The sequence below is a fragment of the Nonomuraea sp. GTA35 genome (genome assembly GCF_041950525.1).
Taxonomy (GTDB): Bacteria; Actinomycetota; Actinomycetes; order Streptosporangiales; family Streptosporangiaceae; genus Nonomuraea.
Genome location: NZ_JBGNUV010000005.1, coordinates 103,379 through 129,366 on the forward strand (window position 1 = coordinate 103,379; position 25,988 = coordinate 129,366).

General features: G+C 71.5%; 23 protein-coding genes. 13 read left to right on the forward strand and 10 right to left on the reverse strand.

All coding sequences use genetic code 11. The annotated features are described in order from the left end of the window. Positions 1 to 13 precede the first annotated feature (13 nt). From ACBJ32_RS23725 to ACBJ32_RS23750, 6 genes are all read left to right on the forward strand, one after another. A complete protein-coding gene (locus tag ACBJ32_RS23725) occupies positions 14 to 874 on the forward strand; it encodes a branched-chain amino acid ABC transporter permease (protein ID WP_375128550.1) in 861 nt (286 codons plus the stop codon). Beyond that, complete coding sequence (locus tag ACBJ32_RS23730; protein WP_375128551.1) at positions 871 to 1,845, forward strand: branched-chain amino acid ABC transporter permease; 975 nt, start codon at positions 871 to 873, stop codon at positions 1,843 to 1,845. Before ACBJ32_RS23725 ends, ACBJ32_RS23730 begins: the two co-directional genes overlap by 4 nt. Before the next feature lie 127 nt (positions 1,846 to 1,972). After that, positions 1,973 to 2,389 (forward strand): helix-turn-helix domain-containing protein, encoded by a 417-nt coding sequence (locus tag ACBJ32_RS23735; RefSeq protein WP_375128986.1) that lies wholly within the window; start codon positions 1,973 to 1,975, stop codon positions 2,387 to 2,389. 528 nt (positions 2,390 to 2,917) lie between these two features. Continuing rightward, positions 2,918 to 5,743: an AAA family ATPase gene (locus ACBJ32_RS23740; RefSeq protein WP_375128552.1), complete on the forward strand. Its 2,826-nt coding sequence runs from the start codon at positions 2,918 to 2,920 to the stop codon at positions 5,741 to 5,743. Positions 5,744 to 5,819: 76 nt separating this feature from the next. Then, positions 5,820 to 6,731 carry an alpha/beta hydrolase family protein gene (locus ACBJ32_RS23745; protein WP_375128553.1) on the forward strand — a complete coding sequence of 304 codons (912 nt, stop codon included), beginning with the start codon at positions 5,820 to 5,822 and terminating at the stop codon, positions 6,729 to 6,731. 189 nt (positions 6,732 to 6,920) lie between these two features. Further along, positions 6,921 to 7,454 (forward strand): GNAT family N-acetyltransferase, encoded by a 534-nt coding sequence (locus tag ACBJ32_RS23750; protein ID WP_375128554.1) that lies wholly within the window; start codon positions 6,921 to 6,923, stop codon positions 7,452 to 7,454. Here ACBJ32_RS23750 and ACBJ32_RS23755 read toward each other — a convergent pair. Continuing rightward, the gene (locus ACBJ32_RS23755; RefSeq protein ID WP_375128987.1) at positions 7,451 to 8,092 is read right to left on the reverse strand and encodes a DNA alkylation repair protein; all 642 of its coding nucleotides are present in this window, start codon (positions 8,090 to 8,092) and stop codon (positions 7,451 to 7,453) included. The genes ACBJ32_RS23750 and ACBJ32_RS23755 overlap by 4 nt on opposite strands. Positions 8,093 to 8,370: 278 nt before the next feature. Between ACBJ32_RS23755 and ACBJ32_RS23760 the strand changes: the two genes are divergently transcribed. Continuing rightward, complete coding sequence (locus tag ACBJ32_RS23760) at positions 8,371 to 9,114, forward strand: TetR/AcrR family transcriptional regulator (protein ID WP_375128555.1); 744 nt, start codon at positions 8,371 to 8,373, stop codon at positions 9,112 to 9,114. Here ACBJ32_RS23760 and ACBJ32_RS23765 read toward each other — a convergent pair. Next, the gene (locus tag ACBJ32_RS23765) at positions 9,081 to 9,866 is read right to left on the reverse strand and encodes a class I SAM-dependent methyltransferase (RefSeq protein WP_375128556.1); all 786 of its coding nucleotides are present in this window, start codon (positions 9,864 to 9,866) and stop codon (positions 9,081 to 9,083) included. The two genes, ACBJ32_RS23760 and ACBJ32_RS23765, sit on opposite strands and share 34 nt — an antisense overlap. Positions 9,867 to 10,012: 146 nt before the next feature. Further along, positions 10,013 to 10,795, reverse strand: a complete 783-nt coding sequence (locus ACBJ32_RS23770; protein WP_375128557.1) for a DUF899 domain-containing protein — start codon at positions 10,793 to 10,795, stop codon at positions 10,013 to 10,015. A gap of 139 nt (positions 10,796 to 10,934) precedes the next feature. Between ACBJ32_RS23770 and ACBJ32_RS23775 the strand changes: the two genes are divergently transcribed. After that, entirely contained in the window at positions 10,935 to 11,729 is a 795-nt protein-coding gene (locus tag ACBJ32_RS23775) for a hypothetical protein (RefSeq protein ID WP_375128558.1), read from the forward strand. A gap of 4 nt (positions 11,730 to 11,733) precedes the next feature. Here the strand turns inward: ACBJ32_RS23775 and ACBJ32_RS23780 are convergent, their stop codons facing one another. Then, complete coding sequence (locus ACBJ32_RS23780) at positions 11,734 to 12,912, reverse strand: MFS transporter (protein WP_375128559.1); 1,179 nt, start codon at positions 12,910 to 12,912, stop codon at positions 11,734 to 11,736. A gap of 82 nt (positions 12,913 to 12,994) precedes the next feature. On the opposite strand from ACBJ32_RS23780, the gene ACBJ32_RS23785 reads away from it, so the two are divergent. Next, entirely contained in the window at positions 12,995 to 13,585 is a 591-nt protein-coding gene (locus ACBJ32_RS23785; protein ID WP_375128560.1) for a TetR/AcrR family transcriptional regulator, read from the forward strand. Positions 13,586 to 13,769: 184 nt separating this feature from the next. Beyond that, complete coding sequence (locus tag ACBJ32_RS23790) at positions 13,770 to 14,939, forward strand: hypothetical protein (protein ID WP_375128561.1); 1,170 nt, start codon at positions 13,770 to 13,772, stop codon at positions 14,937 to 14,939. A 35-nt stretch (positions 14,940 to 14,974) separates the two neighbouring features. Here ACBJ32_RS23790 and ACBJ32_RS23795 read toward each other — a convergent pair whose 3' ends face one another. Further along, positions 14,975 to 15,424, reverse strand: coding sequence for an Lrp/AsnC family transcriptional regulator (locus tag ACBJ32_RS23795; protein ID WP_375128562.1), 450 nt, complete (start codon positions 15,422 to 15,424; stop codon positions 14,975 to 14,977). Between the two features lie 164 nt (positions 15,425 to 15,588). Here ACBJ32_RS23795 and ACBJ32_RS23800 point away from each other — a divergent pair, with 164 nt between their 5' ends. Together ACBJ32_RS23800 and ACBJ32_RS23805 are read left to right on the forward strand one after the other, a co-directional pair. Beyond that, entirely contained in the window at positions 15,589 to 18,939 is a 3,351-nt protein-coding gene (locus ACBJ32_RS23800) for an indolepyruvate ferredoxin oxidoreductase family protein (protein ID WP_375128563.1), read from the forward strand. A gap of 10 nt (positions 18,940 to 18,949) precedes the next feature. Continuing rightward, a complete protein-coding gene (locus tag ACBJ32_RS23805) occupies positions 18,950 to 20,089 on the forward strand; it encodes an acyl-CoA dehydrogenase family protein (RefSeq protein WP_357871051.1) in 1,140 nt (379 codons plus the stop codon). A gap of 498 nt (positions 20,090 to 20,587) precedes the next feature. Here ACBJ32_RS23805 and ACBJ32_RS23810 read toward each other — a convergent pair whose 3' ends face one another. The 4 genes from ACBJ32_RS23810 to ACBJ32_RS23825 form a co-directional block, all read right to left on the reverse strand. After that, a complete protein-coding gene (locus tag ACBJ32_RS23810; RefSeq protein ID WP_375128564.1) occupies positions 20,588 to 21,004 on the reverse strand; it encodes a carboxymuconolactone decarboxylase family protein in 417 nt (138 codons plus the stop codon). A gap of 891 nt (positions 21,005 to 21,895) precedes the next feature. Further along, positions 21,896 to 22,411, reverse strand: a complete 516-nt coding sequence (locus tag ACBJ32_RS23815; protein ID WP_375128565.1) for a hypothetical protein — start codon at positions 22,409 to 22,411, stop codon at positions 21,896 to 21,898. Positions 22,412 to 22,924: 513 nt separating this feature from the next. Continuing rightward, positions 22,925 to 23,317, reverse strand: a complete 393-nt coding sequence (locus ACBJ32_RS23820) for a hypothetical protein (RefSeq protein WP_375128566.1) — start codon at positions 23,315 to 23,317, stop codon at positions 22,925 to 22,927. Positions 23,318 to 23,611: 294 nt separating this feature from the next. Beyond that, entirely contained in the window at positions 23,612 to 24,400 is a 789-nt protein-coding gene (locus ACBJ32_RS23825; RefSeq protein ID WP_375128567.1) for a hypothetical protein, read from the reverse strand. 176 nt (positions 24,401 to 24,576) lie between these two features. Here ACBJ32_RS23825 and ACBJ32_RS23830 point away from each other — a divergent pair, with 176 nt between their 5' ends. Further along, positions 24,577 to 25,230, forward strand: coding sequence for an HNH endonuclease family protein (locus ACBJ32_RS23830; protein WP_375128568.1), 654 nt, complete (start codon positions 24,577 to 24,579; stop codon positions 25,228 to 25,230). A gap of 57 nt (positions 25,231 to 25,287) precedes the next feature. Here ACBJ32_RS23830 and ACBJ32_RS23835 read toward each other — a convergent pair whose 3' ends face one another. Continuing rightward, on the reverse strand, positions 25,288 to 25,956 hold the full coding sequence (locus ACBJ32_RS23835) for a nucleoside monophosphate kinase (protein WP_357871029.1): 669 nt from the start codon (positions 25,954 to 25,956) through the stop codon (positions 25,288 to 25,290). Between the last annotated feature and the right edge of the window lie 32 nt (positions 25,957 to 25,988).

Below are 25,988 nucleotides of genomic sequence, written 5' to 3' on the forward strand. Positions count from 1 at the left end.
GGGCGGCCCGGCCGTGAGCGCATTCCTCACCTACCTCCTCAACGGGCTCGCGGTCGGCTCGGCCATCGCGCTCATCGCCAGCGGCCTGGTCGTCATCCACCGGGTCACCGGCGTGGTGAACTTCGCGCAGGGCACGTTCGCCGTGGTCGCGGGGCTGTGCACGTCCTCCCTGCTCGGGCTGGGTTTTCCGCACGGGGTCAGCGAGGTGGCCGCCGTCCTGGCCGCGGCGCTGGCGGGCCTGCTGACCGGGCTGGCCGCCGTCGGCAGGCCGGGCACCACCCCGCTGTCGTCGCTGATCGTCACGCTCGGCGTGGGCGTGCTGGCGTACGCGGTCGAGATCGTGCTCTGGGGCGACCAGCCGCGCTCGGCGCCCGGCCTGGCGGGCTCCGTGACGCTGGCGGGGGCCCGCGTCCAGACCCAGCACCTGCTGGTCATCGGCGTGGCCGCGGCGACGTTCGTCCTGCTCGCGCTCTTCTTCGGCCGCACCTACCTGGGCAAGGCGCTGACCGCGTGCGCCTCCAACCCGTACGCCGCCCGCGTCGTCGGCATCGACACCCGGCGGATGGGGCTGCTGGCGTTCGCGCTGGGCGGGCTGCTCGGCGGCATCGCCGGGGTGCTGGTCACGCCGCTGCGGCCGATCTCGTTCGACACCGACGTCACGCTCATCGTGAACGGCTTCGCCGCGGCCGTCTTCGGCGCGCTCACCCGTCCCGTGGTCACGCTCATCGGCGCGCTGCTGCTGGGCGTGGCCGAGACCATGGCCGCCGGGTACGGCTACGGCTCGCACCAGCTGGAGGTCGCGCTGGGTCTCATGCTCGTCGTCATGATCGTGCAGGCCGGCCGCCGCCCGGTCATCTCCCAGGAGTCCGCATGACCAGGCGGCTGAAGCTCGCGGCCGGGCTGCTGGTCGCCGTCGTGACGCTCGTCCTGCCCGCCGTGCTCGACGACAGCGCGCTGGCGGTCTACATCCTGCTCGGCCTGGCCGCCATGGTCACGGTCGGGGTGTCGCTGCTCATGGGGTACGCCGGGCAGGTGTCGCTGGGGCAGGGCGCCTTCTACGCCATCGGCGCCTACACCGCGGCCCTGCTGGTCCTGAACGGCGCTCCCCCGCTGGCGGGCCTGGTGGCCGCCCCCGTGGCGGCCGCGCTCTCGGCCCTGGTCATCGGCGTCCCGCTGCTGCGGCTGCGCGGCCACCACCTGGCCTTCGCCACGCTCGCCATGCAGCTCATCCTGCTGTCGCTGGCGGGGCAGCTCGAGTTCACCGGCGGGGACATCGGGCTGCAGGGCATCCCGCAGTTCGGCGTGGGCTCGTTCGAGGCCACGAGCGCCTCGGTGTACGCGTACCTGACGTGGGCGGGGCTGGCCCTGGTCATGCTGGTCACGCACAACGTCATCACCTCCCGGCCCGGTCGCGCGCTGCGCGCCCTGGCCACCAGCGAGACGGCGGCGGCGTCCTCGGGGATCCCGGTGGGGCGGTACAAGCTGGTGGTCTTCGCGCTGTCGGCCACGTTCGCGGGGCTGGCCGGGGGGATCTACTGCTTCTACACCGGGTACCTGGCGCCGGGGTCGTTCCCCGTGCTCATCTCGATCCAGTACATCGTGATGGCGGTGGTCGGAGGGCTGGGGACGATCTGGGGCGCGGTGGTGGGGGCCACCGCGATCACGCTGCTGGTGCAGGGGCTGGACATGCTGGCGTCGCTGCCGGGGATGCCGACCTATGCGCCGAGTGTGTTGTCGTATGCGGTTTATGCGCTCGTGCTGATCGTGGTGGTGCTGTTCATGCCGCACGGGCTGGTTCCGGCCATCTCCCGGCGTCTGCCGGAAAAGACTTCGGGACGTCGGTAAATCCAGGGTCTTCTGCCGTTCACATGAAGCCCCCGGATGGTGCGCCCGTGGGAGAGACTCCCGATGCCCAGTGGCAGTTCTACCGCACCGAGACTGGGGTGAACCCGATACGAGGAGGTCGAGCGTGATGGACCCGCACCTCGCCGAGCTGCTGGGCATCGACCTGGCCGATCCGGACGTACAGCGCGAGAACGCGGCGATCGACCGCGACATGCGGTTGATCGCAACACTGGTGGGCATTCGGAAGCAGCGTGGCCTCACGCAAGCCGAGGTCGCCGAGCGCATGGATCGCAGTCAACCAGCGGTGTCGGACTTCGAACGGTTGGGCGGCGACCCACATCTGTCGACGATCCGGCGCTACGCCCTGGCCGTCGGTGCGGAGGTCGTACACGTCGTGACCGCCACGACGAACGTTTCCACCACGACTTCCACCGCCGCTCAGCTCTCTGTGCGCGCGATCGGCTTCGCCGATGATCAGGGAGTCACAGAGCCCGGCGCGACATCCGGGACCTGCAGCGTCAGCCTGGAGCAGGCGCCGTCGTGATTGAAGGATTCCTTGTCCTGGCCGACTCCGCCACCACCGACAAGGGGTCGGGCAAGGTACACATGCTGGGCGCCGGATGGTCGCTGACCGGGCCCGCCATCCCCCCTCGGCCATCACTGGATTTCTCCGTATCCCCTGGGACGAGGCCGGGGAGGAGATGCGATTCCGTCTCCGGCTGGTTGACCAGGATCGCGAAGGAGTCAAACTTGCCCACGCAGATGGGGAAACGCGTGCCGGGGGCTTCGAAGGCACTCTGGGACTGCGGAATCCACCAGAGCCGGACGAGGTCACGAAGCAGGTTCCCATGAACCTCAGCTTCGCCGTCTCCGTTCCTCCCTTGCCCCTGCCTTCCGGGCGTGTCTACGAGTGGCTCTTCGAGGTCGGCGACGTAGAGGTCGCCTCGGTGCGCTTCGCCGTACGAGCGGACGGATAGCAATTCGTCTCCTCTCCCTGCGTGTATCGGTGAAATCACCGGTCTCTCCGGAACGTGCTCTTTCAGTCCTGACATCCGCGCGTAACACTGGCGTCGTGTCTTCTGACAAGCCTTTGTTACGCGGCCGGGGCGAGGAGGAACGCGCCCTGCTGCGGCTGCTCGACCGCGCCCGCGCCGGCTCCGGCGGAGCGCTGCTCCTGGTGGGCGCGCCCGGCATGGGGAAGACGGCGCTGCTCGACCTGGCCATCGCGCACGCCGTTCCCGGCTTCCGCGTCCTGCGGGTCTCGGGGGTGGAGTCGGAGTCGCGGCTGCCGTACGCCGGGCTGCACGGCCTGCTGCGTCCCGTCGCCGCGGGGGCCGCCTCCCTGCCCGGCGCCCAGGCGCACGCCCTGATGTCGGCGCTGGAGTCCGGTACGGGCGCCGGCGGGCTGACGCTGCCCGCGGCCGTGCTCGGCCTGCTGTCGGCGGTGGCCGCCGAGCGGCCGTTGCTCGCCTGCGTGGACGACATGGACCTGCTGGACGCGGACAGCAGGGAGGTGTTGTCGTTCGCGGCCAGGCGGGTGTCGGGAGAGCCGGTGGCGCTGCTGTTCACCGCGCGGGAGGGCGTGCGGGCGCCGGGCGGGCTGGAAGGCGTGCCCGTACAGGTGCTGGGCGGCTTGGACGCGGCGGCCGTGCAGGAGCTGGCCGGTGACCTGGCGGCGGGGAAGGTGGCCGAGGACCTGCTGGTGGCGCTCGACCACATCGCCCGCGGCAACCCCCTCGCGCTGGCCGAGCTGATCGGCTCGCTCACCCCCGACCAGTTCGCGGGCCTGGCCGCTCCCCCCGTGACGCTGCCCAAGGACGGACGCCTGTGGCGCGAGCACGCGAGCCGGCTCGCGGCCCTCCCTCAGGAGGTCCAGCGGCTGCTCCTGCTGATCGCCGCCGATCCCGGGCTCGACCTGGCCACCCTGATCCGCGCGGCCCGCCCCTCGTGCGCGCTCACGGTGCTGGAGCCGGCCGAGCGGGCGGGCGTCCTGCACACCGCCGGGGACCGGTACGACTTCCGCGACCCGGCCATGCGCGGGGTCGTCTACTACGGCGCGTCCCTGTTACGCCGGCGCAGCGCCCACCGCCTGCTGGCCGGCCTGCTCGGCGACGACGAGCAGGCGGACGAGCACGGGGCCGAGGACGGGGCCGAGCAGGCGGACGAGCACGGGGCCAAGCCCGGGGCCGAGCAGAGGGACGAGTCGCAGCGCCTGCGCCGCGCCTGGCACCGGGCCTGCGCGCTCGACGGCCCGCCCGCCTCGCTGGCCGACGACCTGGCCGCCGCCGCGCTCGACGCCCACCCCGCGCACACCCATCCCGAGCCGTACCTGGCCCTGGAACGCGCCGCCGAGCTCACCGACCCGCACGACCCGGCCAAGGCCGAGCGCCTGGCCGCCGCCGCCCGGTACGCGTGGGTGGCCGGACGCCCGCAGGTGACCCGTTCCCTGCTGGCCAGGTTGCGCAACCTCACGGCCCCGGACGAGCTGCGCGGCCACGTACAGCTCCTGCACGGCAGCCTGGAGCTGCTCGGCGGCGAGACGGGCAGCGCCCGCGAGGAGCTGCTGGCGGCGGCCACCTGGCTCCTGGAGAGCCACCGCATGCTGGGGGTGCGCGCGCTGGTGCGGGCCGCCGACGCCAGCTACCGCGCGGGCGACAACCGGGCGTTCATCGCGATCGCCCGCCAGGCGGCCGCCCTGCGCCGCCCCGACGAGACGGTGCCGACGCAGCTCATGTTCGAGTACCTCGCCGGCATGGCCTCCACGTTCAGCGGCTCCCACCAGGAGGCGGCGGCGCCGCTGCGCCGGGTGGTCGAGCTGGCCGGGTCCGTCCGCGACCCCGCCGTGCTCGTCTGGGCGTGCGTGGCCAGCATGCTGCTCGGCGAGGACGCCACCGCCCACCGGCTGTCGGCCCGCGCGGTCGAGACGGCCCGCGTACGCGGCGCGGTCTCGGCCATGCCGCAGCTCCTGGATTACATGATCTACCCGGAGATCTGGATGGGCCGGTACGCCGCCGTCGCCACCACCGCCGCCCAGGGCCTGCGCCTGGCGCAGGAGACCGGCCAGCTCAACACGGCCGCCCAGCACCTGGCCTGGCTGGCGATCACGGCGGCCGTCGAGGGCGACCAGGAGACGTGCCGGGTGCGCGCCGACGCCGCCATCGGCCTGGCCGACGCCCACGACCTGGGCATCGCGGGCGCGGTCGGCAACTGGGCGCTGGCCTACCTGGACCTGGCAGCGGGCCGCCCCGCCGACGCGGCCAACCGGCTGCGGGCCGAGCGCCGCAACAGCAACCACGTGGTCATCCGGGTCATGGCCACGCCGCACTTCATCGAGGCGTGCGCGCGTACCGGCGACCACGAGGCGGCCGGGGCCGCGCTGCGGGTGCTGGAGCGCTGGGTCGGCAGCACGCGCAGCCCGGACCTGCGCGCGCTGGTGTCCCGCTGCCGCGCGCTGCTGGCCGGGCCCGGCGAGTCGGAGGAGCTGTTCCGGGAGGCGCTCGACCTGCACGGGCAGGGCGTGTACGAGTTCGAGGCGGCCCGTACCAGGCTCCTGTACGGCAGCGCGCTGCGGCGCGACCGGCGGCCCGGAGCGGCCAGGACGCACCTGCACTCGGCGCTGGAGACGTTCGAGCGCTACGGCGCCCGCCTGTGGACCGAGCAGGCCAGGACCGAGCTGCGGGCCTCCGGCGACCCCGTGCGCCCGGCCCTCGACGCGACCACGGGCCAGCTCACGGCCCAGCAGCTGCAGATCGCCCGCATGGTGGCCGAGGGCGCGACGAACAAGGAGGTGGCCGAGCAGCTGTTCCTGAGCCGCCGCACCGTCGAGCACCACCTCAGGAACATCTTCAGCCGCCTCGGCATCCGCTCCCGCGTCGAACTGGTAAGGCTCATGTCCTGATCGCAGGACCGGTGATTTCACCGATGCACGGCTGACTGCGCATCCGAACAATGGCGACAGACAGCAGTCACCCTCGATGAGCAGGGAGTATGACGACGTGCAGCTATCCACCCCCCGGTTCGGCGCGCGAACGTTGACCAAGCTCGCCCTCACCGTCTCACTGGTCGGCGGCGCCCTGATGGCCGCCTCCCCCGCCCAGGCACAGGGCCCGTACGACCGCGGCCCCGACCCCACGGACGCCATCCTCGAAGCCAGCCGCGGCCCGTTCTCGACCGCGCAGACCAGCGTCTCCTCGCTGAGCGTGACCGGCTTCGGCGGCGGCACCATCTATTACCCGACCGACACCAGCCAGGGCACGTTCGGCGCGATCGCCATCTCGCCCGGGTACACGGCCAGATGGTCCAGCCTGTCGTGGCTCGGCCCGCGGATCGCCTCGCACGGCTTCGTCGTGATCGGCATCGAGACCAACTCGCTCTACGACCAGCCCGCCAGCCGGGGCCGCCAGCTCCTGGCGGCGCTCGACTACCTGGTCGAGGACAGCTCGGCCACGGTACGCAGCCGCATCGACCCGTCGCGGCTCGCGGTCGCCGGCCACTCGATGGGCGGCGGCGGCACCCTGGAGGCGGCCAACGACCGGCCGTCGCTGCAGGCGGCCGTGCCGCTCGCGCCCTGGAACCTGACGAAGTCGTGGTCGGGGTTACGCGTCCCGACGATGATCATCGGTGGTGAGAGCGACTCCATCGCCTCGGTCACCACCCATTCGGAGCCGTTCTACAACAGCATCCCGTCCTCGTCGGAGAAGGCGTACCTGGAGCTGAACAACGCCAGCCACTTCTTCCCGCAGACCACCAACACCACGATGGCCAAGTCGATGGTGGCCTGGCTGAAGCGGTTCGTCGATGACGACACCCGCTACGAGCAGTTCCTGTGCCCGCCGCCCAGCGGGCTGGCGATCGAGGAGTACCGCCACACCTGCCCCAGTTCCTGATCCGAACCCTCCCGATGGCAGCCGTGAACAGGCGGCTGCCATCGGCCTTTCCACGCTGCGGAGTTCCGGGCCATGCCCGCGAGCGCGGCGTCGAGGGGCATGCCTGTCACGTCCGCGACCCGGCGGCCCGCGTGATCACCTCCAGCGCCTGGACGTGACGCCGACCAGGAAACCGGGCGGCACCGCTGGATGCGAACCGCATACCGTGGCCCTGTGACGTTCACGACATCCCTCGCCTCCACCGCCGACGCGGACGCGGTGGGCGAGATCCACGCGGAGTCCTGGAAGGCCGCCAACGCGAGCTTCTTCGCCCCGCGGTTCTTCGCCGAGGCCCTGCGGCACCGCCGTACCAAATGGCACGGCGTGCTCGCCGCGGAGGACGGGAACACCGTCCTGCTCGCCGCCCGTGACGGCCGCCCGCTGGCCTTCTCCTACTTCGGCCCCTCATCGAGCCACCCCGGCTCGGCGGAGATCTTCGGCTTCTACGGCCACCCGGACGGCTGGGGCAGCGGCATCGCGCAGGCCCTGATGACCGCCACCTTGGACCGCATCCGTTCGGCGGGCTTCAGCCACGTCCACCTGTGGACGCTGCGCGACACCCCGCAGTCGCACCGCTTCTACGCCAAGAGCGGCTTCACCCGGTCGGGCACCGTCCGTACCTACGACTACGGCGACGGCAACCCGCTCGACCAGGTCGAGTACGAGCTGACCGGCTCCCGTTAGGCGTGCTGCCTGCGCACCATCTCGTTGATCCAGATGGGCGCGAACGGAGACGTGCAGCCCGGCGACGTCGGGTAGTCCTTGAGCACCTGCAGGCGCTCGCCGATGCCGATGGCCCGGTCGCGGTGCTCGGCGTGGTCGATCCCGATCTGTGCCAGGCAGTGGTTCATCGCCCACTGCAGGCGATCGGGGGCGTCCTTCATCTCGGCCTCGATCACGTCGAGCAGCCCGGGAAGGTCGAGGCCCTCCGGCTTCTTCGTCACGCGCTCGGTCGTCAGCGCCCAGCCGGCGCTCGCGACCACCGGATCCGGGTCGGCGGACCAGGCCAGGCGCAGCTCCTCCGCGTGCGGGCTCTTCTTCACCACGTAGTTGACGAGCCAGTCGTGCACCTTGGGCACGCGCGCCTCGCGCACCATGGTGTCCAGCTCGTCACGCTCGAACGCCTTCGGCCGGCAGATCAGGAGCGCCAGCAGTCTCGCCGCGGTGTCGCCCGTCTCCCAGAGCTGCCGCGCCAGCTCCTGCTGCGTCTTCAGCCGCTTGGCGACCGCGCGCAGCTTGCCCAGGTTCACACCGTGATCGTCACCGTGCTTCTCGTTCACCTCGCGGATCTTCGGGTCCTCGAGGGCGGCCAGCTCGGCCATCACCTCGGCCACTGTCGTCTCGGCCACCTCAGCCTCCTGTTCGTCACGCGCGAATCAGACTACGACGGAGACCGGCCTCCTGTCGTATGCGCCGGGTTCGGCGGCGGGGAACGGCCCGGCACCGGTCTGACCCTCACCGCCGAGGATCTGGCCCGCATCGCCCCGAAGGCGGTCTCGGCGGACGGCTGGGCCGGGCCCTCCTGAACGACGTTCAACGGTCGTGAACGCCGTACAGGACAGGTGAATGCTGATCGTCAAGGAGGGAGTACGGTGTGTGGGTGCCTGTCTCAGACCCCTCCGACGGCTCGGTGTGGCTGCGCCACGAGCGGCCGCTGCGCGACCGCCAGCTCAGCCGCGACCAGATCGTCGGCGCGGCCGTGCCCGTGCTGGACACCGAGGGGCACCGCGGCCTGTCGATGCGCCGGATCGCCACCGACCTCGGCGTGACGGCCGGATCGTTGTACTGGTACGTACGCACCAAGGACGACGTGCTGGAGCTGGCGCTGGACCGGGTGCTCGGCGAGGTCAGGGCCGACCCGGACGAGCCCGACTGGCGGCGCGGGCTGGCCGGGCTGGCCCGCGACACCCGCGCGATGCTGCTGCGCCACCAGTGGGCGCTGCGGGAGCTGACCCTCAGGCCGAACCTGGGCCCCAACGCCTTCACCCTGGCCGAGACCGGCCTGCGGCTGCTGTCGCGGGCGGGGTTCACCGACGCCGACCTGGACGCCGCGATGGCGACCGTCAACGATCAGGTCGTCGGCGCGGTCATCGCCGAGGTGGCGTGGCGCGACACGCTGACCCGCATGCGCGAGAGCGGGGTCGAGTGGAGCCATCACGCCACCACCGCGTACCTGCGTGACGTCGCCGAGCGGCACCCGCTGCTGGCCCGGCGGATGGCCGCCGGCCGGAAGGTCGATGTGGAGCGGGACAGCGAGCGGCGGTTCGAGTTCGCGCTGACGTGCCTGCTGGAGGGGCTGGCGGCGACGTGTCACGCGGTGGCCGGCGCCGGCGGCGAGCCCTGACCGTCAGCCGATGGCGGGCGCCGGCGGCCAGCGTCGCCCTTGACGCAGCTCAGCACGAGGAACACGGGAAACCTGGCGGCATCCGGCCGCTTCGCCGCCCACTCGGGGGCGGGCTCGGGCTCCGCCAGCTCGTCCACCCACAGGTCGTGGTGGCGCAGCGTGTTGAGGTACGTCGAGAGCGTGCGGTGATTGGCGCCCACCCGGCGGCGCAGCGACGACAGCTCGCCGTCCGCCCGCCACCAGCCCTCGGCGTGGTAGCGCGCCTCGCCCGGCCACGAGCCCGAAACGCCCTGCCCGCCGGGGAAGCAGGGGTGCAGGATCGAGCAGGCGAAGACCCCGCCAGGGCGCAGGACGGCGGCGGCGGTGGCCACGGCGCCGTCCAGATCGTCGATGTCGGACAGGCCGAAGCTGCAGACCACGACATCGAACGGCCCGAGGCCCCGCAGGTCGGATGCCGCTGGACCGGCCGCGACGTCGGCGTGGAGGTAGCGGATGCCCAGCGGGGACTCGCGCTCGGCGGCCTCCGCCTTCCCGATGAGGGCGGCCGAGAGGTCGGCGCCCACCACCTCGGCGCCCCGGCGGGCCAGCGCGCGGCTGATCCGGCCGTGACCGCAGGCGATCTCCAGCACGCGGCGGCCGCCGATCGGCTCCAGCAGGTCGAGCAGGCGGCGCGAGGCCGGGTCGTCGATGTCGTCCGTCCAGCCGGCCGCGTAGAAGTCGGCGACCTCGTCGTAACGCGCAACTCCTGACATGCCTCGACCCTAAGCGCGCGACGTCCGCCGCCCGCGCGCTGTTCGTCGAGCGCGGAATCGGCTTTCGCCTCCGAGCGGAGGACCGCAGCCGGGCGGAGGACCGCGACCGGGCAGAGGACCGCGACCGGGCAGAGGACCGCGACCGGTCAGTGGTGGTGACCGCGCCGGCCGAGGGTCTCCACGGGGGTCGCACCGGGGCGGGTCCACTGCGGCACGGGACGGCTGGTGGAGCCCCAGGAGGCGTTCCCGTCCGCGTCCGAGCGCCAGTACCAGCACGGGCCGCGCCCCTCGGGCCAGCCCTCGGGCTTGTCCTCCCACGCCTCGCCCCGGCCGTAGGGCGTCATGTCGAGCAGCCCCATGGACCCGTTGACGGGCTCGTTGCCGCGGCCCGTCGTGGAGTAGGTGAGGAACACGCGGTCGCCGTCGCGCAGGTAGCAGGTGAGGTAACCCATGGCGCCGCCGGCCGGCCCGTCCACGCCGCGTACCGAGTACCAGGGCTGGGTGTAGCCCATGAACTCGACGTAGGAGGCCACCTCGTCCCACCGGCCCGTGGTCACGACGGCGAACGAGACCCCGCGGGCGTTGAGGTAGACGGCGTCCTTCAGGTGCCAGGCCGTGGTGGTGCAGCCCTCGCACTGCCCCTGGTGCGGCGCGCCGTCGTACCACATGTGCTTGTAGATCACGAGCTCGTCGCGGCCCTGGAACAGGTCGAGGAACGGGACAGGGCCCTCGGGCCCGACGACCTCGACCGTCCCGTCGAACTCCACCATCGGCAGCCGGCGGCGGGCCGCGGCGATGGCGTCACCCTCGCGGGTGTGGGCCTTCTCGCGGGCCAGGAGCTCGTCCCGGGCGGCCTGCCAGGTGGCCAGGTCGACGATGGGCGGGCGGCCGGGCCGCGTGCCGGCCGGATCGTCCTGCTTGGTCGTCATGGTGTCCTCCGCGCTGTCTGGTGCCGGGCAACGTCGTACGACGCTCGCCAGGACAGACTCGCGGCCGGGCCGGAACTCATCGCGGCGGGGCACACCTTCGGCGCCGGGCAGGCAGGCTCCCCATGAGACACTTCGCCCCATGTCTCTGGCTGATCTGACCTTCGACCAGTGGCGGACGGTCGAGCCGGCCGCCGTACGCCGGATCGCCCGGGAGGCGGCGGGCCTGGCAGCGGGCCGGGTGGCCGGTGTCGGGACGATCGAGCATCTCGGCGGCCGGTTCCACCAGGTCGTGATCGAGCGGGACGGGCGGGAGTTCGCGCTGGTGCCCGGCGGCAGGGTGACCCTCGGATTCGATCCGAGGGCCTGGCAGCCGGCTCCCGGCCAGGAAGCCGACTACGCCGCGAGCCTGGCCGGCGGATTCGGCTACGGAGACGATCTCCGGGCGCACCTCTCGCACCTGCTCAGCCCGCGCAGGACGGTGACCGTGCCGACCGTGCTCATGGCCGTGACGGACGAGAACCTGACCGAACTCCCCGGCGACATGCCCGCCGTCCTGGCCGGGCGCGGCCTGCGGATGCCGAGCCCGGACGAGTGGGAGCACGCGTGCGGCGCCGGAGCGGACACGCTGTTCCGCTGGGGTGACCACTGCCCCCTGGACCGGATCCCCTACGGACACGACGGCCCGCACGAGCAACTCAACGCCTTCGGGCTGCGCATCGCCTACGACACCTATCGTGCCGAGCTGAGCACCGACACCACAGCGGTCCACGGCGGTGACGGCGGCGAGTCCGTCTGCGGCGGCTACGGTCACCTGCTGGCCTGGCTTCCCCTCGCGACCGCCAACCGCAACCCGAACATGGCCGATCTCGTGTACGGCCCGGAAGGCGAGGACCTCTGCGAGGACTTCTCCACCCGCCCGGTGCTCCCGCTCTAGGCCTTCACCCGGCGCGTCCGGCCAGCCAGAAGAGCGCGAGGGCGACCAGTTCGACGCCGGCCGCCACGGCGGGCAGCCAGCCGCCGCCGTGCCCGGCGAGCACGAGCCCGCCGACCGCACCCCCGCCCGACACGCCGACGTACACCGCGCTGCTGTTGAGCGCGAGCGCCTGCGGCCCCGCGGGGCCGGCCAGGGCGAGCAGGCGGGTCTGCGCGGGCGGCGGGATCCACCAGGACACGCCCGCCCAGACGACCAGCAGGGGCAGCAGCGCCATCAGCGGCACGGGCCGCAGGAACCAGCAGGCGCTGAAGGCGGCCATCACCGCCGCGAACGCCACGACCCCGGTGATCAGCGCCCGGTCGGAGCCCCACCGGTCGGCGGCCCGCCCGCCGAGCTGCCCGCCGGCGAACCCGGCGAGCCCGGCCAGCACGAACACCCACCCGAGCTCGGCCGGCCCGGCCCCCGCGAGGTCGTGCAGGAACGGCGCCAGGTAGGTCAGCACCATCATGCTGCCCAGCACGATGGCCACGATCCCGAGCAGCCCCAGCAGCACCTGGGGCCGGGCCAGCGGCGCGAGCCGGTCCCGGATCGGCATGGCGGGGACGGGCGGCGTCTCGGGCAAGGTCATCCTGATCGCCACCAGCGCGACCAGCCCCAGCGCCCCGCCGACCCCGAAGGTGGCCTGCCAGCCGAACGCGCCGCCCACCCAGGTGCCGATGGGCACGCCGAGCGCGAGTGACCCGGTCAGCCCGCCCATCACCAGCGCCAGGTAGCGGCCCTGACGCCCTTCGGGGGCCAGGGTGGTGGCGATGGCGTACGCGGCGGGCACGACGGCCGCCGCCGCGACCGCGGCCAGCACCCGCAGCCCCATGAGCAGCGCGTACGAGGTGGTGAACGCCGCGGCCCAGTTGGCCACGACGAACAGCGCCAGCGCGCCGGTGATCAGCCCGCGCCGGGGCCAGGTGGCGGTCACCACGGAGGCGACGGGCGCCGCCAGCGCGAACGCCAGTGAGAAGGCGGTGACGAGCTGCCCGCCCGCGGCCTCGCTGACCCCGAGGTCCGCCGAGATGGCGGGCAGCACCCCGGCGATCACGTAGTCGTCCGTGGCGAAGGCGAACGTGGTGAACACCAGGGCGAGCAGCCACGCGGGCAGCCGGACGCGCTGCCGTACGGCGACAGGCATGGATATCCCCTCGATAAAGGTAACAAGTGTTTCCCCGTTAGGGTAACAGTCGTCACCCGAATGACGTCAAAGGGATTGCGCCATGGCCAGGACCGCCGACCCGCACCGCCGTGCGGAGCTGCTCGACCAGATCGTCGACTACCTGGCCGACCACGGCCTCTCCACGTTGTCGATGCGCCCGCTGGCCCAGCACCTGGGCAAGTCCACGCGCGTGCTGACCCATCACTTCGCCGACAAGGAGGCCCTGCTGTCGGCGACCATGGAACGCCTGGACGAGCGGCACCGGGCCTGGCTGCGCTCGCTGCCGGGCTGGTCCGGCGCCGACAGCGTGGGCACGATCGTCCGGCGCACCTGGGACTGGCAGGCGCGGGAGGAGAACCTGCCGGTCGCCCGCCTGATCCACGAGATCGAGGGCCTGGCCGCGGCGGGCAAGCTGGCGGGGCACGTGCCCAGGCTGCTGGCGGACCGGTCGGAGTTCGTGGCGGGGCTGCTGCGCGAGCGGGGCGTCCCGGAAGCGGACGCCCTGCGCATCTCCACGCTGGCCAACTCGGCCTACACGGGGTTGCAGATCGACTTCCTCACCACCGGCGACCGCGAGCGCGTGGAGGCCGCGCTGGATCAGCTCTGCGCCCTGGTGGACGAATGGGTCGCCGCCGCCCGAACCGCAGGGTGACGCCGGGAGGCGCCACGGGCGAGGACTCCGCCGCGGTCCGGTGAACGCCACGGCCCGGGAAGGGCCACGGGCAAAGACTCCGCCATGGCGGCGCATGGTTGCGGTCTGACCCCACGCGCGGCCCCCGCGGCCGGTAGGAGGCTAGCCCCCGGGTCGAGCAGGCACGACGGCGCGGGGGTAGGACATGGGCGGCAGGCCCCGGATCGCGGCTCTCATCGCGCTCGCCGCGCTGGCCGGCGGCGGGGCCGCAGCCGCCACCGCCGCCGATCGTGCCCCCATGCCCCCGGACTCCCAGCCGGGGCCGGACCCGGCCGGCCCGCCGCAGGGCCCCGACCCCGCGCCCCTGCCGGAGGATCCCGTCGTGTCCCCGAGCCCCATCGGCCCCAGCCTGCGCCTCACCGCCGGCATGACCCCTGCCCCCGTGATCGCCGGCACGGAGTCCGTCTACACCCTGACGGTCGCGAACACCGGCGACCAGGACGCGGACGACGTCATCGTCACCGCCGTCCTCGACCACAACGTCACCCCCGGCGCGCTCCCCGCCGCCTGCTCGCCCACCGGCCGCACCATCACCTGCGGCGGCCCCGGCCTCACGGTCCCCGCCGGCCGCAGCACCACGTACGAGCTGCCCGTCACCATCGACCCCGCCCTCAGGAACGGCACGACCCTCACCAGCCGCGCCCGCGTCACCGCCCCCGGCGTCCCCGGCGACGCGGCCCAGCTCACCACGGAGGCCGTGACCAGGGCGGACGTCGAGCTGTCCAAGACGGCTCCACCGTCCACGGACGGCACGATCACCTACACCCTGACCGTCACCAACCACGGCCCGTCACAGGCCACGGACGTCACCGTCCAGGACCCCACCCGGGCGACGATCGCCGACCGCCCCGCCGAGTGCCCCGGAGCAGGCCCGACCCTCTCCTGCCCCCTCGGCCCGCTCCCCCCGAACGAGAGCAGGACGCTCACGTTCACGGTCACCCCCCGCACCACCGGCGTGGTCGAGAACTGCGCCACCGTCAGCACCGGCGACCGCGAGCAGCGCACCGCCGACAACCGCTCCTGTGCCGACACCCTGGTGGAGCCCACCCCGGCACCGTCCAGGAGTCCCAGGAAGCGCGAGCGCGCCGAGGAGCCCGAGGCCATCGCCGACGAGGGCCCGGAACCCACCCCGGCCACCGGCAAGGCCGCCGCCGACAGGAACGACGTGCCGCCGCCCGCCCACCACACGACCCCCGAGCTGCCCCTGACCGGCACCTCCGTCTGGATGCTCGGCCTCGGCGTCGCGGTGCTGCTGGCGATCGGCCTGCTCGTACGCTACTTCTCCCGCCGCGACGAGCCCGGGCAGGAGGGCTGACGGGCCTGTCACGGCACCGGCGCGTCCCGGGCCTGTCACGGCACCGGCGCGTCCCGGGTCCACGAGCCCAGCACGAGCAGCGTCTTCGTCCCCGTGACGTCCCCGGCCCGGCGCAGCCGGTCGATGACCTGCTGGAGGTGCCCGAGGTCGCGCACGCGTACGTGGATCAGCGCGTCAGGGTCCCCCGCGATCGTGAACACCTCCTGCACCTCGGGCACGTCCGTGGCGGTGCGGATGATCTCGGTGACCGGCGTGGTGCCGGGGTAGCGCAGCTCGGTGAAGGCCTCGATGCCCCACCCCAGCTTGGCGTAGTCGATCTGCACGGTGAAGCCGGTGATCACGCCGAGTTCCCTGAGCCGGTCCACCCGCCGCTTGACCGCCGCCACCGACAGCCCGATACATTCGGCCATCTCGGAGAACGTCCGGCGCCCGTCCTCCCGCAGGAGCCGCAGCACTCGATGATCGATGTCGTCCAGGTCAGGCACGGAGAACACCTCCTTCAGGCGCAAATAACATCATCCACGAAGCCCATGAACTCATATTGTTTGCGTCTTCAGCCCACTTTCTCATCTAATACTTGCGCATGTCATGCCCGCGTTGCTGTGCTGGGAATCACCAAGCGAGCACGTACGACACCCAGGAGGTCCGCGTGAGCGTGAGCGAGACTCCCGCCCCCGTGTCGCTCGACGACAAGTACACCGCGCTCGACGGCCGGGTGCTCATCTCCGGCATCCAGGCCCTGGTCCGCCTGACGCTGGAGCAGCGCCGCCTGGACCGGGCGCGCGGCCTGGACACGCGGGCGTACGTCACCGGCTACCAGGGCTCGCCGCTGGCGGGCGTGGACCTGGAGATGGGCCGGGCGAAGCGGTTCCTGGACGAGGCCGGCGTGGTGTTCCAGGCCAGCCTGAACGAGGAGCTGGCGGCCACGGCGGTGGCCGGCACGCAGCTCCTGGAGCAGGTGCCGGGCAGGCGGCACGACGGCGTGGTCGGCTACTGGTACGGCAAGAACCCCGGCCTCGACCGGGCCGCCGACGCCATCAGGCACGCGAACGTGGCGGGAACGGCCCCGCTGGGCGGCGCGGTGGCCTGGATCGGCGACGACCCCGGCTGCAAGTCCTCCACGCTGCCCAGCTCGTGCGAGCCGATGTGCCAGAGCCTGTCCATGCCGCTGCTGGCGCCCGGCTCGGTGGCCGAGATCATCGAGTTCGGGCTGCACGCGGTGGCCATGTCGCGGGCGAGCGGCCTGTGGGTGGGGCTGAAGATCGTCGCGGACATCGCGGACGCCTCCGCCACCGTGGACCTGGACCCGCTGCGCGCGGACGTCCCCGTCCCCGCCGGCGGCTCCCGGGGGCCCGCGCCGATCCTGCTCGGCCCCGCCGCCCTGGACGCCGAGCACGACATGCTCACCCGCCGCCTCGACCTGGCCCGCGAGTACGCCCGCGCGCACGGCCTGAACCGCGTCATGGCGGGCGAGGGCAACACGACCCTGGGCGTCCTCGCGTCCGGCGCCACGTACGCGGTGGTCGAACGGGCGCTGGAGGACCTGGGCCTGGACGCCGAGGAGGCCGGGCTGCGGCTGATCAGGCTCGGCATGCCGTTCCCCGTCGCGCCCGGCGAGCTGGCCGCGATGACCGCCGGCCTGGACAAGGTGCTGGTCGTCGAGGACAAGATGCCGTTCCTGGAGGGGCACCTGAAGCAGGCCCTGTACGGCGGCGAGCGCACCCCGGCCGTCGTGGGCCGCGAGCTGCTCACCGCCCGCAGCACGCTGAGCGCCGAGGACGTGGCCACGGCCATCACCACCTGCCTCGGCCTCGAACCGCCCAGGAAGGCGGCGCGGCGGCGCGGGCTGCTGCCGGTGGTGGCGGCGCGCACCCCGTACTTCTGCTCGGGCTGCCCGCACAACACCTCCACCCGCACCTCCGACGACACGCTGGTCGGCGTGGGCATCGGCTGCCACGCGATGATCGCGCTGGACGGGCACGGGCGCGGCACCCAGGTCGGCATCACCCAGATGGGCGGCGAGGGAGCCCAGTGGATCGGGCTGTCCCCGTTCACCGAGGACCGGCACTTCGTGCAGAACCTGGGCGACGGCACCTTCCACCACTCCGGCTCCCTGGCGATCAGGGCCGCCGTCGCGGCCGGGGTGTCGATGACGTACAAGCTGCTCTACAACGACGCCGTCGCCATGACCGGCGGCCAGCGCGCGGAGGGCCGCCTCGACGTGCCCGCGCTCACCCACGAGCTGGCCGTGGAGGGCGTGCGCCGGATCGTGATCACCACGCCCGAGCCCGGCGCGTACCGCGGCGTGCGGCTGGCGCCGATCGCCTCCGTGCGCCACCGCGACGACCTGGCCGAGGTCGAGCGGGAGCTGGCGGCGCTCGGCGGCGTGACCGTGCTCATCCACGACGACCGCTGCGCCGCCGAGGAGCGCAGGCTGCGCAAGCGCGGCAAGCTGCCCACGCCCACGCGGAAGGTCGTGATCAACGAGCGGGTCTGCGAGGGCTGCGGCGACTGCGGAGACGTCTCGACGTGCCTGTCCGTGCAGCCGGTCGAGACCGAGTACGGCCGCAAGACCCGCATCCACCAGGCCTCCTGCAACTCGGACGAGAGCTGCCTGAAGGGCGACTGCCCGTCGTTCCTGCTGGTCGAGCCGGGCACCGTGGACAAGCGGCGCCCGGCGCCGCCGCTGCCCGCGCAGCCGCCCGAGCCGGTCCCCGCCCACGGCGACGAGGTGCTGATCAGGATGCCCGGCATCGGCGGCACCGGCGTGGTCACCGTCTCGCAGATCCTGCAGATGGCGGCCCACCTCGACGGCCTGCACGCGGCGGGCCTGGAGCAGACCGGCCTGGCGCAGAAGGGCGGGCCGGTGGTCAGCGACGTGCGGATCGGCAAGTGGGCGCCGAGCGGGTCCGTACGCGCCTCGCGGGGCAGCGCCGACGTGCTCATCGGCTTCGACGTGCTGGGGGCGGCGGCCGACACCACCCTGGACGTGGCCTCCCCCGAGCGCACGGTCGCCGTGCTGAACACCTCCGTGGTGCCCACCGCCGCCATGGTCACCGGCCGGGTGCCCGTGCCGGGCCACGCCGCCGCGGTGTCGCGGGTGGAGACGGCCACCCGCGAGCAGGTCTGCGTGGACGCGCACGCGCTGGCCGAGGCGCTGTTCGGCGACCACATGCCGGCGAACCTGCTGCTGCTCGGCGCCGCGTACCAGCACGGCTGCCTGCCCGTCAGCGCCGCCTCGATCGAGCAGGCCATCACGCTCAACAGGGCCGCCGTCGAGCAGAACCTGGCCGCCTTCCGCTGGGGCCGGGCCGCCGTGTCCCATCCCGAGGCCGTACGCCGGGCCCTCCTGGGGGACGCCGAGGAGGAGACCCGGAGCAGCCTGGACGACGTCATCGCCACGCGGGTGGCCGACCTGACCGGCTACCAGAACGCGTCCTACGCCCGCACCTACGCCGACGACGTACAGCACGTACGGGCGCTGGCCGTCGAGCGGGCGGGCGAGGAAGCGGGCACCGCGATCGCCCTCGCCTACGCCCGCGGGCTGCACAAGCTGATGGCCTACAAGGACGAGTACGAGGTCGCCCGCCTGCACCTCGACCCCGCGGAGCAGGCCAGGCGCGAGCGCGAGTTCGGCGCGGACGCGGTCGTGTCGGTGCTGCTGCACCCGCCGGCGCTGCGCGCGATGGGCATGAAGCGCAAGATCAAGGTGCGCCGTTCGGCCGGGGTGCTGTTCCGCGGGCTGCGGGCGGCGCGGGTGCTGCGCGGGACCGCGTTCGACGTGTTCGGGCGCGCCGGGGTGCGGCGGGTCGAGCGCGAGCTGATCCCCGAGTACCGCGACCTCGTCCGTACGGCGCTCGACCGGCTCACCCCCGGCACCGCCGCCGCCGTCGAGGAGCTCGCGGGCCTGCCGGAGCTGATCCGCGGGTACGAGGACATCAAGCTCGCCCGGGTCGCCGAGTTCCGCGAACGCGCCAGGAAGGCTCTGGAAAACCTCTGAGGGAGTGAACGTGACAGTCGACCGCCTGCTGCCCGACCAGGACGCCAAGGATCTCATCGAGCTGACCAGGGAGATCGCCGACAAGGAGCTGGCGCGCCGGGTGGACGAGCACGAGCGCGCGGAGACCTACCCCGAGGGGCTGTTCGCCACGCTGGGGTCGGCCGGGCTGCTCGGGCTGGCCTACCCGGAGGAGTACGGCGGCGGCGGGCAGCCGTACGAGGTGTACCTCCAGGTGCTGGAGGAGCTGGCGATGCGCTGGGCCGCCGTCGCGGTGGCCACCAGCGTGCACACGCTCGCCTGCTTCCCCGTCTTCGCGTACGGCACGCAGGAGCAGCGCGACAGGTGGCTGCCCGACATGCTGGCCGGGCACCTGATCGGCGGCTACAGCCTGTCGGAGCCGCAGGCCGGCTCCGACGCCGGGGCGCTGGCCTGCAAGGCCGAGCGGGTCGAGACCGGCTACCGGATCACCGGCAACAAGGCGTGGATCACGCACGGCGGCATCGCCGACTTCTACGCCCTGTTCGCCCGCACGGGCACCGGCTCGCGCGGGGTGTCCTGCTTCCTGGCGCCGGGGGCGGCCGACGGGCTGACGTTCGGGCGGCCCGAGGAGAAGATGGGGCTGCACGCGGTGCCGACGACGAGCGCGCACTGGGACGGCGCGCTCCTGGAGGCCGACCGGCTGATCGGCGAGGAGGGGCAGGGGCTGCAGATCGCCTTCGCCGCGCTCGACTCCGGCCGCCTCGGCATCGCCGCCTGCGCCACCGGCCTCGCCCAGGCGGCCCTGGACGAGGCCGTCGCCTACGCGAAGGAGCGGCAGACCTTCGGCAAGAAGATCATCGACCATCAGGGGCTCGGGTTCCTGCTCGCCGACATGGCGGCGGCGGTGGACAGCGCGCGGGCCACGTACCTGGACGCGGCCCGGAGGCGGGACGCCGGGCTGGGGTACAGCCGGCAGGCGAGCGTGGCCAAGCTGGTGGCGACGGATGCGGCGATGAAGGTGACTACGGATGCGGTGCAGGTTTTGGGGGGGTATGGGTATACGCGGGAGTTCCGGGTGGAGCGGTACATGCGCGAGGCCAAGATCATGCAGATCTTCGAGGGGACGAACCAGATTCAGCGGCTCGTCATCAGCAGGCACTTGGCCAAGTAGCCCCTGACATGCGGAAACCCCGCTTCCCTGCGCCCGGGGCGCCAGCGACTTTCCGCTCGGGCAGGAGCTCCAGAAAAAGCACGTCGGAGGCGTTTCGCGTTTGCCACCACCCATGCGCTCGATCAGCTCGCGGAGAATGGCCCAGCGCTGGGCAGCCCACTCGTAGGTAAGGTGAACGGCTCGTGCATCGCCAACCTGAAGGAAAGTGGAATCGCGCCAAGCACGTTGAGCAGGCCGGAGGGGAAGAGGCTTGGGTGCGGCGAAGGCGCGCACTGCTGGCGCCCGATAGCTTGTACTCCAGCCGCCCTTATCGATCTTTGAGCTGTTGTCGCCGGTAGTGGCTTCGTCGGGCGCCGGCTTGATGGCGTCGTCGCCGGCGTGACCAGTGCAGGATGTGGGGACCGGCTGGTAGGTGGCCGGGTTAGGGCCTGTACGGATTTGGGACACCGGCGATCGAAGCGCGGCCGGCCGGCGTCCTCACTTCCACTTGAACTTCACTCACGCTTTCCCTTCGCCGAGCTTCTGGAGTTTCTCCATATGGGAGACGGCCCGGCGAAGGAGCGGAATGGTGACCGACCCGCCTCCTACGAGGGCGATCTGCAGCGCCTCGAGCACCTGATAACGAGCGACCCGCTCTTCGTCACATCGTTCGAGGTGGTAGTAGACGCATTCCTCGCAGTCCTTCATCACGGACACCACGAGGCCGAGCAGTTCCTTGACCGAGACGGGCAGGGCGCCGGGCGCGTACGCTGCTCCGTCCAGCGAGAAGAAGGATTCGAACAACGAGCCGCTGGCGCGCAGTCGCTCGTTTCCGTCGCCTCTGGCCCTGCGGAAAGCTTCCGGAGAAGGCGTCACCGTCAGATGTTCGCGGGGATGACGTGCGGCGTCGGCCTGAGGGCCCGTGGAACCAGACATGTGGGCATTCTGTTCTGTTGTTGAGTTAAGCACCAATGATGATTTCTGCATGGAATATCAGGGAGGCTTATGCTGCCCGTAGCGGCAGTGCCATGTGCGGCCTCGACCGTGGGTTCGCCGTCGAGCACGACGGCGTCCTCCAGCGGATTGTCCGGCGCCTTGGCCGCGGTCGAGGCACATCGCGTGTGCGGCCTCGCCGAGCGGCGCGACCAGCCCTGTACGAGGGCCGCCGGGTCGCGTCGCCCCCGACCGCGGCGTCCGGGGCGACCCGGCCCGTGGCACCCCACGGCGGTTCGTCTACCGCCCACGCAGCCTCTATGCCGTGAAGAAGTCAACGAGTGCGCGTGCGATCTGGCCGGGCGCGTTCTCCGTGGGGATGTGTCCTGCATCCGGGATGCGTACGAGTGTGGTGTGCGGGATCTCCGAGGCGAACCGCTCGGCGTACGCCACCTGCTGAAAGCCGTCGTCCCTCGCCCCAGATCAGCAGCTTGGGTGTGGTGTTCCGTCGCAGGGCGGGGACGATGTCCCGGGTGTAGCGGTTGTCGGCAGCGCCCACCATGGCCATCCAGGAGCGGCGGACCCGCGCATCGGCCCACGGGGCCAGATAGTCCGTGATCCAGCGCTCTCGACAGCATGGTCCCCGAGTGTCACTTTCCCGCGCTGGTCGCCATCGGTGTTGTGACCCTGGTCGCGGTGATCGGCTGGCTGTTCAGCGCGGGCCGGGACACCTCGACCTCCTGAGATCCGAGCCTTCCCGGCATCGGAATTTCGACGCGGGCGGGGCGCTGATCGAGCCGGCCGGTGCGCCGGAGGGCTGGTGCTCTCCGGCGCTCTGACCATGCCGCCGCTCCCGGTCGCGGCTCGCGCCGTACACGGAGCTGAGGGGTGGGCTCAACGCCTCGCGATGTTGTACTGGATGGTGTACTGCCGCGCTCCGCAGCAGCCGGGGTGACTCGGGTTGGGAGTCCGGATCCAGAGCTGCCCGAGGGTTCCGCTGCGAACTCTGACCGTCCTCATGACCGAATATGCCTTCGAGCCGCCGTCGCAGATCTTGCCGTATCTGCCCCGCTGGGCCTCCCAGTCGTTCGCGTTCGCGAAGTAGAGGTCCGGGAAGATGCATCCACCCCTGGGGAAGCCGTTCTCGCGGATCACGATGGATCGCAGCTGTGCGGATCTGGGGGACTTGTAGGCCCAGGTACTGGTCACCTTGATCGGGTACTTCCGGCCGCGGTGGTCCTTGATCGTGACATAGGTGATCACGGACTGGACCGGCCTGACTCGCTTGACGTAGCTGATCTTCTGGTCGGGCGCGGCGTGCGCGGCAGGCGCCATGAGCAGCCCGGCTCCGAGGGTGGCGGTTAGAGCCACTCCGATCGCGGGAATCCGGAGTCGCGTGAGGGGTCGCACTGGTTCTCCTTCACCATGCAAGGCATCCATGGGCAGACGGTCATCTGACCGGTCAGGAATCCTGTTGAGGAGCGCGGTCAGGCCGAAGAGTGGGCGTCGGACCGGGTGAAGGTGGAGCCGGCCGGCCGCGGCTGCGCGGGCGCCGTACACGCGGTCCTCGCATTTCCGCAGCCCGATGCCGTCCCGACAACGACGCCAGCCGAAACGCCGAGGACGGACACAACGCCTGCGATTCTCTTCCGCTTGCCGGTTATTACGATCTATTTCCTTCCAGGCGTTTTTCGATTTTTGCGCCGACCGAACTCTATACAGCCTCGGTATATTCAGAGAATATGGCCGGCATACGGGCGCTGAATCACGCCGCGTCCTGCGCACCAGGTGATGGCGGCGCGAACATGGTCGGGCCGGCACCTGTATCAACGAGTGGGACCTGATCTCGGACTTCAGTCACCAGCAAATGATCGTCCGTCAGCGGGAGATACAACATCCGGATCGCGCTGCTCTTTCTTTGTCCTACCAGAGGGTGGACGGTCCCGCGACGACCCAGCCGGCGTCGATAGGCTTGACCCAAAAGCCCAAGGACACCTCGATTATCTCCGCGCGGTAGATGACCTCGACGTAGACATGGCCGCCAGTGTGGCCCCAGTGGAAGCCGCCGAGGTCGAGTTCGCGGAGCCAAGACAGGTCCCGCTCCCCCTCATCGGCGGCAAGGCTGCAACCCGCCTCGTCCGCCTCGGCGCCCGCTCCGACCGAGCCGGCCCAGAGCGACTTGAGCACATGCCGGACCGATGGATGGTCGACGAGCTGTTCGGCCTGAGGGATCTTTCCAGCTCGGAGCAGGCTGAAGTAGCGGCCGACGACCGCTTCGACGTCGGTCCTGGAAGGGCGCTCCGTCCAGATCTTCACCGCGAGATCATAAAGGTCGGACGGATGACGCCGCTCCCTCGCGCATGTCCACGGCCGGCGGCTTCAGGTTGAAGAAACCCTCACCGGTCAGGTGTCGTACATGCCGTCCCATGGTTCGTAGAAGCCGATGTTGTTCGGGTAGAACTCGGCGTGTTCTTCGCCTTCGAAGGTCTCCATGACGAGGTGACGTCGCGGGAAGAGCGGCCCTCGGTTCCCACGACTCGCAGATCGTGATCTTGACGGGCATGCGTTCCAGCAGGCGGGGCGCCGGGATCGGAAGCGAGCCCAGCCGGGTCAGCCGTCGCTCGGCCCGATGATCGAGGGCTTGTCGGTGTGCCAGCTGAGATGGACGTTCGCGGGCTCGCCGCCGGCGAACAGGATGCTGAGGTTGGCCTCGTAGACGCCGTCCTCGAGGCGGAGCGCGGGTGTCCAGATGTCGCGGTTGTCCACCTCGCCGGCGGGGGCGGTGTCGTAGTTCCACGTGGCGGTCTGGCGGCCTTCCGGAGCTCTGCGGACGATCTCGAGGGAGATCGAGGCTATCCTCATGTCACGGAAAGGCGGCCGTTTCATGCTCTCATCCTTCGGCGTCAGGAATTGCGCCCATACCACCCCGCACTTGGGGTGCGGATTGTGGACCAAGGTGAAATTTCCAATGATGCCCCAGCTTCTGGCTATATCGGAGCTGGCGGAAATCTGATGGGTGCCGTTCAGATACCGGCAGCCCTGGGCGATGGGGTCGACGCCGTCGCCCGGCCTGCCCAGCACCACGACCCAGACGGACAGGGCGGCCAGCGCCGCGAAGGCGCCGCAGGCCAGGCCGACGCGGGGTCCGGTGCGCTCGATGCCCTTCAGGAGCGGCCACAGGCCGACGATCACCATCCCGGTCAGGGTCCACCCGATGACCACCCAGGTCAGGACGGGCCCGTAGGCGTCGAGGCCGAGGCCGGAGAGGCCGAAACTGCCCACAAGGCCCAGCACGGCGGCCAGTACAGTGCCGATCGTCGCCCGAATGGCGCCGCCGCTGCGCTTCTTCGCGCCGCTTCCGGGTGTTCTCTGCTCTTGGGTCGCGCTGCCGCCCGCCATTTTCTGCCCCTTCTCCGCGGCTCGGACTACCCAAGGATTCCACAGGGAGCACGGCCCGAGAAATGCATTTCACCCACGCCGACATGAGTAAAGAATTTAATTATGCAACATTTGCCGGTCAAATCATCCGAATATCCCCGCCGAATCTGGGGGACGCCGGAGGTATGGGTCCAACGATGATCTCCCTGCGGCGGGCGGCGTGCGTCGCCGTGCTCGCCCTCGTGTTCCTCCCGATCACCGCCACCCTCACCGCGCCGCAGGCCGCGGCCGAGCCGCGCAAGCGCGCCCAGGCCGACTCCGCGGTGCTCGCCCGGCGCATGCTGGGCCAGCTCAAGGTCGCCAGGGCATTATCGATCCGCGGCTACAGCCGCAAGCGCTTCCAGCCCGCGCAGGGGCAGCGCAGGAGCAAGTGCAGCACGCGCGAGAAGGTGCTGGCCCGCGACGGCCGCAAGGTACGCAGGAACGCCTCCTGCCATCCGGTCAAGGGCACCTGGTACAGCCCTTACGACGGCAAGGTGCTGAAGAGCGAGAAGTACGTGGACGTCGATCACGTGGTGCCGCTGTCGTACGCCTGGCGTTCGGGCGCCAAGCGGTGGAGCGCGGCCAAGCGGCGCGCCTTCGCCCACGACCTCAGGCGCCCCGAGCTGATCACGGTCAGCCATTCGGCCAACATCGCCAAGGGCGGGCAGGGGCCGCAGAGCTGGCGTCCCCCGCGCCGGGCCCACTGGTGCCGGTACGCGACCTCGTGGATCACGGTGAAGCACCACTACCGGCTCTTCGTGACCCGCAGCGAGCGTACGGCCCTGCTGAACATGCTGCGCACCTGCTGAGGCCCCGCCGGACATGTCCCGCACCCGCTGAGACCCGCCGACAGGCCGCCGAGACCCCTAGCCGGACAGGCGGGCGTCCGACGGCAGGTACGGCGGAAGGTTGAAGCGGGTGCGGATGGCGCGCTGGACGGTGGTCTTGTCGGCCCGCGCGTCGATCGTCATCACGTACTCCTTCCGCCTGAACAGCTCGATCACCGGGTCGATCTTGCTGTGGTAGTCGGCCAGCCGCCGGGCCAGCGCGTCCGGGGTGTCGTCCGCCCTGGTGACCAGGTCGCCGCCGCACACGTCGCAACGGCCCTCCACCTCCGGCCGGTGGGCGATGAGGTTGTAGTCCATGCCGCATCGCGAGCACAGCCGGCGGGCCAGGACGCGGCGGCGAACCTCGTCGTCCGGCAGGTCGAGGTGGATCACGCCGTCGAGGTCGTAGCTCTCCAGGAAGAACTCCGCCTGGCGGCGGTTGCGGGGGAAGCCGTCGATGACGAAGCCGTAGTTCCAGTCGTGGAGCTGGAGGCGGTCGCTGACGACGTCCTCCACGAGGTCGTCCCCGACCAGCTCGCCCGCCGCCACCAGGCGGCGGACCTGGGCGCCGAGCTTGGTGTGGTGCTTGACGTGCCAGCGGAAGATGTCGCCGACGCTGATGTGCACCAGGTCGAGGTCGTCGGCGAGCAGGGCGCTCTGGGTGCCCTTGCCGCTGCCTTGTACACCCATGATCACGTATTTCCGCATAACCATCTCATTTCACAGCGCAAGCGGCGTAA

Bases quoted from the DNA above. Each gene is read 5' to 3' on its own strand.
- ACBJ32_RS23730 (WP_375128551.1), top strand. From the start codon at position 871: ATGACCAGGCGGCTGAAGCTCGCGGCCGGGCTGCTGGTCGCCGTCGTG.
- ACBJ32_RS23735 (WP_375128986.1), top strand. From the start codon at position 1,973: ATGGACCCGCACCTCGCCGAGCTGCTGGGCATCGACCTGGCCGATCCG.
- ACBJ32_RS23745 (WP_375128553.1), top strand. From the start codon at position 5,820: ATGAGCAGGGAGTATGACGACGTGCAGCTATCCACCCCCCGGTTCGGC.
- ACBJ32_RS23750 (WP_375128554.1), top strand. From the start codon at position 6,921: ATGCGAACCGCATACCGTGGCCCTGTGACGTTCACGACATCCCTCGCC.
- ACBJ32_RS23755 (WP_375128987.1), bottom strand. From the start codon at position 8,092: ATGGCCGAGCTGGCCGCCCTCGAGGACCCGAAGATCCGCGAGGTGAAC.
- ACBJ32_RS23765 (WP_375128556.1), bottom strand. From the start codon at position 9,866: ATGTCAGGAGTTGCGCGTTACGACGAGGTCGCCGACTTCTACGCGGCC.
- ACBJ32_RS23770 (WP_375128557.1), bottom strand. From the start codon at position 10,795: ATGACGACCAAGCAGGACGATCCGGCCGGCACGCGGCCCGGCCGCCCG.
- ACBJ32_RS23775 (WP_375128558.1), top strand. From the start codon at position 10,935: ATGTCTCTGGCTGATCTGACCTTCGACCAGTGGCGGACGGTCGAGCCG.
- ACBJ32_RS23780 (WP_375128559.1), bottom strand. From the start codon at position 12,912: ATGCCTGTCGCCGTACGGCAGCGCGTCCGGCTGCCCGCGTGGCTGCTC.
- ACBJ32_RS23785 (WP_375128560.1), top strand. From the start codon at position 12,995: ATGGCCAGGACCGCCGACCCGCACCGCCGTGCGGAGCTGCTCGACCAG.
- ACBJ32_RS23790 (WP_375128561.1), top strand. From the start codon at position 13,770: ATGGGCGGCAGGCCCCGGATCGCGGCTCTCATCGCGCTCGCCGCGCTG.
- ACBJ32_RS23810 (WP_375128564.1), bottom strand. From the start codon at position 21,004: ATGTCTGGTTCCACGGGCCCTCAGGCCGACGCCGCACGTCATCCCCGC.
- ACBJ32_RS23825 (WP_375128567.1), bottom strand. From the start codon at position 24,400: ATGGCGGGCGGCAGCGCGACCCAAGAGCAGAGAACACCCGGAAGCGGC.
- ACBJ32_RS23830 (WP_375128568.1), top strand. From the start codon at position 24,577: ATGATCTCCCTGCGGCGGGCGGCGTGCGTCGCCGTGCTCGCCCTCGTG.
- ACBJ32_RS23835 (WP_357871029.1), bottom strand. From the start codon at position 25,956: ATGCGGAAATACGTGATCATGGGTGTACAAGGCAGCGGCAAGGGCACC.